Source organism: Paenibacillus sp. UASWS1643, from assembly GCF_008693195.1.
Classification (GTDB): Bacteria; Bacillota; Bacilli; order Paenibacillales; family Paenibacillaceae; genus Paenibacillus; species Paenibacillus amylolyticus_B.
This window is the reverse complement of record NZ_VXKZ01000094.1, coordinates 46,488-58,347: the sequence shown is the minus strand read 5'-3', so window position 1 is coordinate 58,347 and position 11,860 is coordinate 46,488. Positions and strand designations below refer to the sequence as shown.

10 protein-coding genes are annotated in these 11,860 nt (G+C 47.6%); 2 read left to right on the top strand and 8 right to left on the bottom strand.

Annotated features, from left to right (window positions below):
* Nucleotides 1-11 precede the first annotated feature (11 nt).
* Nucleotides 12-701: a response regulator transcription factor gene (locus FE296_RS04485; RefSeq protein ID WP_150364340.1), complete on the top strand. Its 690-nt coding sequence runs from the start codon at nucleotides 12-14 to the stop codon at nucleotides 699-701.
* Between the two features lie 91 nt (nucleotides 702-792).
* Here the strand turns inward: FE296_RS04485 and FE296_RS04480 are convergent, their stop codons facing one another.
* From FE296_RS04480 to ftsE, 5 genes are all read right to left on the bottom strand, one after another.
* Complete coding sequence (locus FE296_RS04480; protein ID WP_150364339.1) at nucleotides 793-2,121, bottom strand: PDZ domain-containing protein; 1,329 nt, start codon at nucleotides 2,119-2,121, stop codon at nucleotides 793-795.
* Nucleotides 2,122-2,185: 64 nt separating this feature from the next.
* Entirely contained in the window at nucleotides 2,186-3,658 is a 1,473-nt protein-coding gene (locus FE296_RS04475; RefSeq protein WP_074096593.1) for a S41 family peptidase, read from the bottom strand.
* Between the two features lie 135 nt (nucleotides 3,659-3,793).
* The gene (locus tag FE296_RS04470) at nucleotides 3,794-5,074 is read right to left on the bottom strand and encodes a murein hydrolase activator EnvC family protein (RefSeq protein ID WP_091036424.1); all 1,281 of its coding nucleotides are present in this window, start codon (nucleotides 5,072-5,074) and stop codon (nucleotides 3,794-3,796) included.
* A 187-nt stretch (nucleotides 5,075-5,261) separates the two neighbouring features.
* Nucleotides 5,262-6,179, bottom strand: a complete 918-nt coding sequence (gene ftsX, locus FE296_RS04465) for a permease-like cell division protein FtsX (protein WP_091013078.1) — start codon at nucleotides 6,177-6,179, stop codon at nucleotides 5,262-5,264.
* A complete protein-coding gene (gene ftsE, locus FE296_RS04460; RefSeq protein ID WP_024631580.1) occupies nucleotides 6,169-6,855 on the bottom strand; it encodes a cell division ATP-binding protein FtsE in 687 nt (228 codons plus the stop codon). The genes ftsX and ftsE overlap by 11 nt, the downstream gene beginning before the upstream one ends.
* 254 nt (nucleotides 6,856-7,109) lie before the next feature.
* Here ftsE and FE296_RS04455 point away from each other — a divergent pair, with 254 nt between their 5' ends.
* Complete coding sequence (locus tag FE296_RS04455; RefSeq protein ID WP_150364338.1) at nucleotides 7,110-8,543, top strand: VanW family protein; 1,434 nt, start codon at nucleotides 7,110-7,112, stop codon at nucleotides 8,541-8,543.
* Between the two features lie 231 nt (nucleotides 8,544-8,774).
* Here the strand turns inward: FE296_RS04455 and FE296_RS04450 are convergent, their stop codons facing one another.
* From FE296_RS04450 to FE296_RS04440, 3 genes are all read right to left on the bottom strand, one after another.
* Nucleotides 8,775-10,328 (bottom strand): MFS transporter, encoded by a 1,554-nt coding sequence (locus FE296_RS04450; protein WP_150364337.1) that lies wholly within the window; start codon nucleotides 10,326-10,328, stop codon nucleotides 8,775-8,777.
* Nucleotides 10,329-10,400: 72 nt separating this feature from the next.
* The gene (locus FE296_RS04445) at nucleotides 10,401-11,084 is read right to left on the bottom strand and encodes a hypothetical protein (protein WP_150364336.1); all 684 of its coding nucleotides are present in this window, start codon (nucleotides 11,082-11,084) and stop codon (nucleotides 10,401-10,403) included.
* Nucleotides 11,085-11,118: 34 nt separating this feature from the next.
* A complete protein-coding gene (locus FE296_RS04440; protein WP_150364335.1) occupies nucleotides 11,119-11,847 on the bottom strand; it encodes a polymer-forming cytoskeletal protein in 729 nt (242 codons plus the stop codon).
* Nucleotides 11,848-11,860 lie beyond the last annotated feature (13 nt).

The window sequence follows — 11,860 nt, the reverse complement described above, 5'->3', positions numbered from 1 at the left end:
TGAATGTTCTCATGTCCGAACGGAATGATGTCAACAACAAGAATGATTCAGGCCAACTCCCACTTATTCGGCTGATTCTCGCCGACGATGATTACTTCATTCGTGAGAGCCTGAAAGTGCTGCTCGGACTGGACTCCGGCATTCGCGTTACAGGCACAGCCTCAAATGGACAGGAAGCGTTGGAATTGCTTGAAGCAAGCACACCTGCGGATGTGGTGTTGATGGATATTCGGATGCCGGAATGTGATGGAGTTGAAGGTACCAAACGCATCAAGTCACGTTTTCCTGAAATCCAGGTGCTCATGCTGACTACGTTTGACGACAACGAGTATATTATTCAGGCATTACAGAATGGAGCAAGCGGTTATTTGCTCAAAAACGTTCCCCCGGAGCGGATCATTCAAGGCATCAAGACCGTACATAACGGTGATATGTTAATTCATCCGGATATAGCCCGCAAATTGGCAGGCCTTCTTCGTCCTGCTGCGATTCCCCTGACACAGAACCCAATCGAAGCCTATGGACTGACACGTATGGAGCTGGCGGTTGCCGAGGCCATATCGGAGGGGTTGTCCAATAAGGAAATTGCCGCCAAATTGTTCCTCAGTGAAGGCACGGTCAAAAACTACGTCACAGATATTCTCGGCAAGCTGAGCTTGCGTGATCGGACTCAAATCGCCATCTTTATGTTAAAACAATAACAAAAAAGGTATTTCCCTTGCCTGTGACGGCGTTAGGAAATACCTTTTTCATTGCTTGATTTATGGAACATACTTCATCATGTATGCTTAGTTACATCTCAATAGACCCTTTGTCACTGGGAACTGGGGCTGGCGGTAACGCCAATGGAGCTTCGTCCCTTTGTGGTTTTTTCAGACGGGCAAACAATTTGAGATTAATGACATGGAACAGTGTCAGTGGACGTAACCGTATCGCCCAAACCTCGTGATTGTCCGGTGCCATAATGACCCCAAGCTGATGATGCTCCCCTTCATAGATCGCTCGTTGCATGAACTTGCTTTCTCCTTGGTGATTTCGCACCTCAAGTTTGCAAAAAGCCGGGTTCATCCGCAAGGCACGATGTAACTCTTCTGGTGAATGAACCAACTTACCATTCACCTTGTACAAGGTCTCTCCTGCTTCAATCCCCAAATCTGCAGCAGGACTCTCCGGAATAACAGCCAATACCTTCAGCCCATGCTGCGGATGGACAAATACCGGACTCCGGTTTTGCTCTTCAAACGCGCTGTACCATACCAGAAATTCATGTCCAATAAATGCAATTAGCGCAGCAACCACCATGAGTGGAGACCACCATGCAGCAAGCAAGCTGAACACGAGCAAAGTTGCCCCGTATATCATCAACCGCTTTGATGAGATCTGCACCTTTTGTCCCGGAAGCATACTCTGCGTTATCTCACCAAATCCGAGCATAATCGGCAATGCAACCAGCATATAACTATGACCTGCATTCATCAGTGGATTCCAAGCCAGTTCCGCGCCACTGCCTGTGACAGGGACAAGAATCAGTAGAGGAATGGCCCAGAACTGTTGCAGTTGATATCCACCAACCAGTTTCCCGCGTTTTCCCTCGAAGAGAAGTGGTGATGCCATCGATACCCCCTGCATGCGTACCAACAGGGCTTCACCCATATGTAGAAGCGCCGCCAGGACAAGCAGTGCAGGCATATCCAGGGTACGTAGTGCCTCCGTGATACTGCCCATCCAACCCGATGGCTGCCAGCCTGAAGCCAGATTTAAACCAAATTGCAGCACACCCAGTAACCCTGCTGCATAAGCAAAACACAGATACCGGATGCGGAACAAAGATAGAACTAGCGTTGCAGCCCATATGCATATCAGACTTCCCAGTGTAAGATGTGCACCGAGGAATAGGGACACAATCGAGACGATGGTACCAATGAGTATGCCTCCGAGCACGGCACGAATCGTCTGTGTTATCGAGCTTTGCAAACGAACATGAAACAATTTACGCTCCTGCAGTAACTGACGATGATAGATCAGCGCAATCAGGATCACCGCAATATAATAAAACGGCTGAATAAACAACTGCAACAAAGCTTCCCCTAATGTAGTTAACCACGGCCATACCCATTCCATTGTGGTCGGTCACCCCTCTCTTTCAGCCGGTTCAGAAAAAAAGAAGGCTGAAAATCAGCCTTCTTTATGGCTTCGACACAGCGGACGAAATATCCTTTGAGACATTTTCGATCGCGCGTTTCAGCTGTGCATCATATTGAGGATTGGCAATACGTTCAATCAGAGCCGCTTCCAGTGATTCAGCGGTTTTCTCATCAATCTGGCCTGTAGCCTGAATGCCTTTTTGCTTCTGGAATGCCTTGACCGCTTCTTCCGTCTTCTGGTCGTAGTATCCATCCACACGATCCGGTTTGAAATCGAGTCCTCTCAGCATCGTCTGCGCACTTTTCACATCCGTGCTATTGCTGTCATATTTTAGTGGTAACTTCTCTTTGTTAATCGGTGCCACCGAGAAATAATCCGGCTGGTCTACCGCAATATCCGGTTTGATTCCTTTTTCATGAATCCAGTCTCCGTTCGGAGTGAGCCACTTGGCAATGGTGATCTTCAGCAAGCTGCCGTCACCCATTTGCTTGTCATAACTCGTCTGCACGGTTCCTTTACCAAAGGAGTTTTCACCAATCAACTTCGCACCTGCTGACTGTTGTAATGCACCGGCCAAAATCTCCGAAGCACTCGCACTGCCTTTGTTCATCAGGACTGTGACTGGATAAGCTTTGGCTGATCCATTGGACTTGCTTTGTTCCTTTTTGCCGTTCTTGTCTTCAACTTGCACAATAACCTTGCCTTTAGGAACAAACTGTTCAGCAATATCAATAACAACTTGCAATACACCGCCTGGGTCATTCCGTACGTCGATGACCAGACCCTTCATGTTCTGCTTCTCAAGCTTCGCCAACTCTTCCTTGAAGCGATCGCCTGTATTCAAAGAGAATTGAGTAATGGCAATAACGCCAATTCCACCATCCTCCATGTGAGCATATACGGTCTCCAGATCAATGTCATCCCGTACAATCACAAATTCAATCAGCTCGGAAGATCCGGCACGTTTGACCTGTACCTTCGCTTCACTGCCCTTGGGACCTCTGATTTTGTTGACAGCCTTGTTCAGTTCCAAACCTTGCAAGGATTCGCCGTTGACTGACATAATCATGTCTTTGGCACGAATACCCGCTTTCTCGGCAGGTGATCCTTTGATCGGGGAAACAACAACAACGTTTCCATCCTGTGAGGATACCTCTGCGCCAATACCGGTAAATGAACCTTCGATCGACTCTTCAAACTGAGCAGCCGTTTCCTGCCCCATATAGTTGGAGTACGGATCACCAAGCGATTCCATCATGCCGTTGATCGCACCGTCAATCAATTTGGTCTGATCCACGTCTTTATAATAGTTGCTTGAGATCAAATCCATCGCAGTTTCAATCTTTTTCAAATCGTTCTTCTGCTGTGTATTGCCGGTTACACTAGCCAGCAAACCTTCGCCAGCTGTGGTTTGGTTTGCTATTCCCGGGTAAGTCATTAGTACCAGGGTTAGCAAACTACCACCCAGGAGACCCACAATGACAAGCAGTAGCGCCGATCTTTTCTTCATCATCCGTTTGTCACCGCCTTTAGTTTTGAAGCGTGTCCGATTCCATTGTTGCCAGAATCCATTCCCTGAACATGCCAGCTTATTATATGTCTAGCTTGTACGGAATATGTTTTTTCCATTCGAACGATGGAGCAATAATTACAAATAGTTCATCGGATTTACAGCGGTACCGTTATCTCTCACTTCAAAGTGCAAGTGAGGTCCAGTAGAGTTCCCTGTATTTCCTGACTCAGCAATGGTATCCCCTTTGCTTACTGTGTCTCCCTTGCTGACTTTGAATCCACCTTCGCGCAAGTGACCATATAACGTCCATAGTCCACCGCCGTGGTCCACAATAACTGTATAGCCATAACCGCTATACCATTCAGCCATGATCACGATTCCGCCAGAAGCAGCGTGAACCGAAGTTCCTTGAGGAACAGCAAAATCGACACCTGCATGCATCTTACCTACTACGCCCGTAATTGGATGGGTACGGGGGCCGAATGGAGAAGAAATACGTCCTCCAGATACCGGTCTTGAAAAGATACCATTACCGGATGAATACGTGACCTCACTGCTACTATCCGAACTCACTCTGGTTGGCGCCTTGGCTGCTGCTTTCGCCCGAGCCGCTGCTGCGGCTTTTGCTTTGGCTGCGGCGGCTGCCTGCTGTTCACGCAATTTATTTTTCTCTTGAAGAAGCGCCGAACGTTTGCTGGCAATCTGCATTAATACATCTTCCTGCTCTTGTGTCAGCTCTTCTGACTCTTCAATTTTAGCATCATATGAAGCGAGAAGCACTTGCTTTTCCGCTTCTTTTTCATTCAATTGGGACTTGCGCTGTTTCTTCTGTGCATACAGGCTCTTGGCTTCCGCATATTGCACATCCAATTCTGCCTTTTTGTCCACGACCAGTTGCTTGTCCGCTTTGTGCTCATCCAGCAGATGCTGATCCTGATCCACAATCGTTTTGAGTGAATCCGCACGGGTCAGGAAGTCAGTGAAGCTAGTAGAGGACAACAATACATCCAGATAGGATACAGCACCGTCCGTATACATCAGGCGCACGCGTGACTCCAACAATTTTTCCCTTGCAACAATGCGTTCTTCTGCCGCTTGCAGATCTTTTTTCGTTGTACGGAGATCTTCCTCCGTGTTCTCGATCTGCAAGGATACACTCGCCAGTTCATCACTAACGACATTGATCTGTTCCATGACAACCTTCAGATAAGCGTTGGTTTTGTTCTTGTAATGCTGTGCTTCCTTTTTGTTGGAAGCCGCTTTTTTTTGCTCCTGCTTGGCAGAAGCCGCCTTGCTCTCCAGTTGCTGAATCTGTTGGTCAATATCGCTGATGCTACTCTTGGCATATCCGTCAGAAGGTTGAAGCGTCAAACTGGCCAATAACGTAAAGGCCAGCAGCGAAGCGGTTTTTTTCAAAATGATGATCCCCCATCCTATGATTTCACAAGAAAGCAACCTGCACAGGTGGTGAACAGCATGTTCTTTGCTTTCTTCAATCTTAAAAGACTCCGTCTTTCCTACATATCGTCAAACAGCGTCCATTAATGAACCTGCTTTACCATTCTTTTCGACATATTCTGCAATTTGATCGTTGAAAACAAAATTAAACGTTGAGTGATTTCCGAATGGACAGTGTACTTCCCAAAATACCTACCAGCACACCGAGTCCAATCAACAGTGTTCCAAACAGCAACCAGATTTCGCCGAGCGGAATCAAGTTAAGCATCTGCATGAAGACATCCTGACCAATCGTCTTCATCAACTGGCTGTATCCAACGAACAGCACCCCAACCGTAATGACCGATCCAATAAATCCAATGAGTGCACCTTCAATAAAGAAAGGCCAGCGAATAAAGGTATTGGTTGCGCCAACCAGCTTCATAATTCCGATCTCCCGGCGACGTGCCAGAATCGTTACGCGAATCGTATTAGAGATCAGGAACATGGACATGAGACCCAGTCCCCCGACAAAAATAAATCCGATGTTACGAACAAGTTTCGTAAATTTAAACAACACTTCCACCGTTTCCTTGCCGTAGTTCACTTTCATGATCGGCTTCTCCGGGTGTTTTTCGTTCAAAGCTTCGATTTTTTGCGCCACAAAAGTGACGGTTTCCGGTTCAATGACCTCAACTTCAATGGTCTCCGGCAGTGGGTTGTTGTCCACATCGAAACCGCTAAGCACGTTATCTGCACTCTCTCCAAGACGCTCACGGAACTCCTTGAGTCCTTCTTCCTTGGAAACAAAACGAATCTCACTTACTTCAGGCATCGCGCTGATTTCTTGCTCCAGTGTGTTACGCAGGTTCTCGTCCACATTCAGTTCGAGGAACGTGCTGATCTCCACCTGGCTATCAACCTGATTCGCCATGGAGTTCACATTGAGCACCAGCAACATAAACACACCAAGAATCAATAGCGATACAATGATGGACATGATGGAGGCCACAGACATCCAGCCGTTGCGGAATACGTTTTTGAATCCCTCCCGCAGATGGCGCAAGAGAGTACTAAAATTCATAACCGTATTCCCCTCTCATCTGATCCCGTACAATCTGTCCACGTTCAATGGCGATTACCCGTTTACGCATCGTGTTTACGATATCTTTGTTGTGGGTCGCCATAACAATGGTTGTCCCCCGGAAATTAATCTCATCCAGCAGTTGCATAATCCCCCATGACGTCTCCGGATCGAGGTTCCCTGTAGGCTCGTCCGCGATAATAACCGACGGGTTATTGACGATAGCCCTTGCAATGGCAATACGTTGCTGTTCTCCACCCGAGAGCTGTGAAGGTTCGCGATTTGCCTTACTCCGCAGTCCCACCAAGTCGAGCACTTCCATCACCCGTTTTTTGATATGACGCTTCGGCGCTTCAATAACTTCCATCGCAAATGCCACATTCTCAAATGCTGTCATCCGTGGCAGCAGACGAAAATCCTGGAACACAACGCCGATGTTACGACGCACATAAGGAATCTTTCTTGGCTTCAACTTACCAATATTAAATCCGTTAATGGATATTTGTCCTTTTGTCGGAACTTCTTCTCTGTACATCAATTTCATAAATGTCGATTTACCTGCGCCGGACGGACCGACGATATAGACAAATTCATTGCGGTCGATCTTCACCGACACCCCTTGTAATGCGTGGGTCCCATTGGCGTAGGTCTTCCACACGTCCTGCATTTCTATCACATCATCACTTCCTGCTCGCATAGTTAGCCATTATCATTTCGACACAATCCCGGCATTTCCTTTAAAAAGACCTGAATTTCATCAGGAAAAAATCCACTTCGTTCCTGTTTCGATGGTGAAGCATGGATTCATATGAAGTTTATTGTAACAAATTTGTTACCTATTGAGTACCCGAAAGTTTTCCTGCATTGGATCATATATATAGAAAGTGTTACAAAGTCGGGAACAACTGAAGTATAAAGGAGCGTACGGTTATGAAAAAAATACATCTGACGGTCATTGTTCTATTCTCCATCCTCTTGATCGGCTCCGCGTCTTATGGATTGCTGTATATGTATGTGAATCAACCTGCCCTGCCCAAAGATGTTCATGTTGGCGGCATGCTGTTGGAGGGGAAGAATCGCAAGAACGTATTGCATGAATTGCATGAACAGATCCAAAAGCTGGAGGACTGGCCTGTCACCTTTGAAGTGACTGAACCCAACCCCCAGACGATGTCGTATACCGCAGCTCAGGTGGGGGTGAGCTACAACGTTAAAAGCTTTGAATCCGCGATACAGCAGCTGGAGAAAGGTAACCTGTGGGAACGTGCTTACGCACGTTATCATTTTCCGAAAAAGTTCTCTCTTGATATGAGTTACGACTTACAACCACTTCACGAACATCTCAGCCCTGCCTGGGAAAAAGAAACCTTCGGTACACCTGCGGACGCTGTTCGACGCATTACCGCAAGTGACAAAGTGCAGTATATCCCGGAAAAGGGTGTCCGCCGGATTGATTGGGATACACTCACAAATCTCATTCAGACGAAGCTGCACAGGGATTTCAGTGTACTGAGCCCGAATGAGAAACCTGCCCCACTGCTGATCCAGGTACCACTGTATACGCTAAAGCCTGAAGTAACCCTTGATTCGCTACGCAAAGAAGGCATTGACCGAAAGATCATCCAGTTCTCCACGGGTCTGGGCAATAGTAGTGAAGGCCGGATACATAATGTCAGCGCAGCGGCGGAAGCAATTAACGGCATGATTTTGCCACCAGATGCCACATTCGATTATGAGAAGGTCATCCGTAAGGCTGAAAAGGAGTATGGGTTTCGTGAGGCCCCGGTCATTGTGAATGGAAGGCTGACCCCCGGGATTGGGGGTGGCATCTGCCAGGTATCAAGTACAGTGTATAACGCAGCGCTATTGACGGGTCTTGATATTATTGAGCGTCGCAACCACTCCCTGCCGGTCAAGTATTTACCGAAAGGACTGGATGCCACCTTTGCCTCCGGAGCCATCAACTTTCGCTTCAAGAACAACACCGGAAAATCCTTACTCATTCATGCAGAGGTGAAGAACCATCAATTGATGGTGAAATTTTTCGGCACATTCCCGGAGAATGTCAGCTATGCACTTGAATCTCGCACCATTGAAACATTAAGTGTTCCGGTAAAATATGTGTCCAGTACGGTACTGCCTGATGGTGCACAGCAGGTGCTGCAAGACGGACAGCCTGGATATATTGTGGAGACGGTAAGAACCAAGAGGCTGGACGGCAAAGTGGTCGAATCCAAAACGATTACACGGGACACGTACAAAGCTCAAAGTCGTCTGATTGCCCGCTCAGGTCATAGCAGCCTGCCTGATCCACAAGAACCTTCTGTGGTTGAGGACGGGATCAGCGATACGAAACAGCCTTAATTTTTTTTCAAAGCAACCGACAACTTACAGATCACGGAATGGTACAAACAAGGTCCTGCCGTAATTCATGGATAAGCATAAGCTGATCACACGAAAACAAAAAGACACACTTCACGTCCTTTTTGAGGAAAAGCGAGAAGTGTGTCTCTACAATTTCAAGATAAGTTATTGGAGTTTTACCAAGCTAAGATCGGCTTTACTACCGTAACTTACGGTTTACTGCATAACGGCTTAGTGACCGCCTGTGTATTCGCCTTGCTCTTCGCCTACAACCATCTTCTCTTTTCCCATGAAGAAGGAAGCGACCAACGCGAGTGCAGCCGGAATTACAGCCCAGGCAAATAACTGCACGATGGAAGAAGATAGAGCATGTGTGATGCTATCCAGCACCTGAGGCGGAATCGCCTGTCTGAGTTCTGGCGAGAGCAACGCATGTGGATCGGTCAGATCCACTCCCTGAGGCACGCCACCGGCTGAAACACCGCCTGCTTCCGCAGCTGAACCAGCGAGAGCATCGTTCATTTTACGCGTAAATACCTGGCTCTGTACGATACCAAAGATCGTAATGCCCATCGTCATGCCGAGGGACCGCAAAAAGTTAAGTGTGGAACTCGCCGCACCGCGTCTTTGCGGTTCAAATGCGTTCATGGCTGCATTGCTGAGTACCGAGAACGAAGCACCGACACCCAGACCAACCATCACCATGTAGATACGTATCGTCCAAAGGGATGAATTCTCATCCAACGTAGTCAGCAATCCAAGTCCAATGACAAGTAAGGCCAACGTAGGGATCATGATATTGCGATATTTGATTTTGGTCATCAACACCCCGCCCAGGGACGCCGTCACAACGGACCCAAGCATCATGGGCAGTAGCACAAGACCTGAGTTGGTCGCTTTGCCACCAAGTACCCCCTGTATGAAGATCGGAATGTACACGGATGCTGTAATGAACGCCGCACCACTGAACATCCCAATAACGTTACTGGACCAGTAGACCCGGTTGCGGAACATGCCGAAGGAGATGATTGGTTCTTTGGCTTTTGTTTCTGCAAAAAGGAAAAGTAGCGCTAGTGCTACAAATCCGGCAAACAAGCCAAGAATCTGCCACGAACCCCAGGCAAACGTTTTGCCGCCCAGTTCCAGACCAAAGATCAAACACACTACAGCGCCGATCAGCGTTACTGCACCCAGCCAGTCGATCTGTTGGGATTGATGCTGATGAGACTCTTTGTAGAAGAATGCAATAAACACAAATGCAATCAAGCCGAGTGGCAGGTTGATATAGAATACCCATTCCCATGTCGCATACTGAGTAATATAAGCACCAAGCAGTGGTCCAAAGACGCTGGACAGACCGAAGACCGCTCCAAACAATCCACCCAATTTACCACGAGATTCTGGTGCCACGACATCAAACATGATCGTAAAGGCAATCGGCACCAAGGCACCCGCACCAATACCCTGAATCGCTCTGTACATCGTCAATTCCACAATAGACGTTGCCGTTCCGCACAGCGCTGAGCCAAGCATAAACACAATAATACCAAATACAAAAAACTTCTTCCGTCCATACATATCGGATAGCTTACCGAATATCGGCATCCCTGCCATTTCAGCCACCATGTACGCGGAGGTAACCCAGACGAACTTGTCGAGCCCACCCAGCTTCCCAACAATATCCCCCATAGCTGTTGCCACGATGGTATTATCCATCGAAGCCATTAGTATGCTGAGCAGTAACCCTGCCAGCACCAATCCAATACTGTTTTTACGTGCAACCATTGTACTCAATCTCTCCATTCACGCTCTATTCATATGACTGCATTAGTATATCCGAAAAGAAGTTTTCGTTAATCAGTCCAAGGACCGATTGCTTTGCAGCAAAACTTCCGATTGCGGATGAATTTGCAGAGATGAACGGTATTCCACTGTACCGACCCGGCAGCCAGGACCGATTTTTATTTTATCGCCACGTACAATCTCGGCCTCGGTATTTTCTAATTCAATATTGTCACCTTCGATAATCTGTGCCTTGAGAATTGATTTATTCCCCGTAAACAAGTCATTTAACCTGCCACTCTTCACCGAGATGATGGAACCGCCCATTTCCTTGACCTCGGATGGACCCATGATTTTGAGTGTCATTTGTTCAGCGCTGAGCATCCCGGCTATTGTCAACCGTCCGTTCAGCTTGATATTTTCCGCCTGACAATCCCCTGACAGATGAAGCTCACCGACCACTTTGATATGCTCAGCTTTGGCATGCATGCCAGGTGCCTGGATTCCATCCTCAACATCGTTGCTGGCCTCTCGCTCTGTCAGAGTAAGGGTTCCGGTAATTTTAATATCTGTGGATTCAAGCGATCCGTATATGACCGATGTACCCGTACATTTGAATCGATCACAAGATAAATTGTCGTTGAAGGATGCGTCCCCTACGACCTTGACCTTGCCGTACACGCCCCCAGCAGAACTGCCGTCACCAACGATGCTGATATCCACTTTTTTGTCCAAAGAACGCCCAGGATTGTTATTCATGTCGATCCCATCCCTTTCTCTCCATATCCAAAATTTAAATTCGCTGACTGCTGCCCACCTTGGCATCCTGATCTACCTCAAGTTCACCTGAATACTCGACCAGCCTGATGTTACAGCCGCGACCGATAAAAATGTTACTCCCCCGAACAATATCAGCTTCGGTATCTTCCAGCACAATCTCATCGCCCTCAATTAAGGATGTCTTAAATGATGGAGTCCCGCCCAGGCCAATACTTTTCCAAAATCCATTCTGTTGCTCCTTGCGACGAATATCAATACGCTCTCCGCCAATCTCTTTAGCCGAAGAAGATGTATGCAGCCTGATCTCCACTGTTCCCGCATTCAGTAAGCCGCTAATCTTAATATTGCCCTGTACATTCAGGGACTCACATTGGACATCCCCTTCAATATCGATCACACCGCCAATATCAATTCGTTCCCCATCCACTCTTCCACGTACGGTACACTTTCCGTTCACTTCAAGCTCAGGGCTATGGAGATCTCCGTTAATTGTAGTTAAGCCATCCACCCGAACACGAGAACTGGTCAAAGGCCCATTCAACGTGCACATGCCGTTAATCGTTGCACTCTCGGAGCTTAAAGCGCCGTGCATCTTCAATGTTCCATTCACTTCCATAGAGGTGCAGTCCAGGTTACCGTTCACCTTAGCCATGCCATCAATAGATACACGGTGAAAATTCCCGCCTGCCGTTTGACTTATGCCCGCCACATTCAGATCATTCCGCTTATTCCGCTCTTCCATAGATGATCCACTC

What these genes read in the sequence shown, in the direction of transcription:
- FE296_RS04485 (WP_150364340.1), top strand. Translation starts at nt 12, where the DNA reads ATGTCCGAACGGAATGATGTCAACAACAAGAATGATTCAGGCCAACTC.
- FE296_RS04445 (WP_150364336.1), bottom strand. Translation starts at nt 11,084, where the DNA reads ATGAATAACAATCCTGGGCGTTCTTTGGACAAAAAAGTGGATATCAGC.
- FE296_RS04480 (WP_150364339.1), bottom strand. Translation starts at nt 2,121, where the DNA reads ATGGAATGGGTATGGCCGTGGTTAACTACATTAGGGGAAGCTTTGTTG.
- FE296_RS04440 (WP_150364335.1), bottom strand. Translation starts at nt 11,847, where the DNA reads ATGGAAGAGCGGAATAAGCGGAATGATCTGAATGTGGCGGGCATAAGT.
- ftsX (WP_091013078.1), bottom strand. Translation starts at nt 6,179, where the DNA reads ATGAATTTTAGTACTCTCTTGCGCCATCTGCGGGAGGGATTCAAAAAC.
- FE296_RS04455 (WP_150364338.1), top strand. Translation starts at nt 7,110, where the DNA reads ATGAAAAAAATACATCTGACGGTCATTGTTCTATTCTCCATCCTCTTG.
- FE296_RS04475 (WP_074096593.1), bottom strand. Translation starts at nt 3,658, where the DNA reads ATGATGAAGAAAAGATCGGCGCTACTGCTTGTCATTGTGGGTCTCCTG.
- FE296_RS04450 (WP_150364337.1), bottom strand. Translation starts at nt 10,328, where the DNA reads ATGGTTGCACGTAAAAACAGTATTGGATTGGTGCTGGCAGGGTTACTG.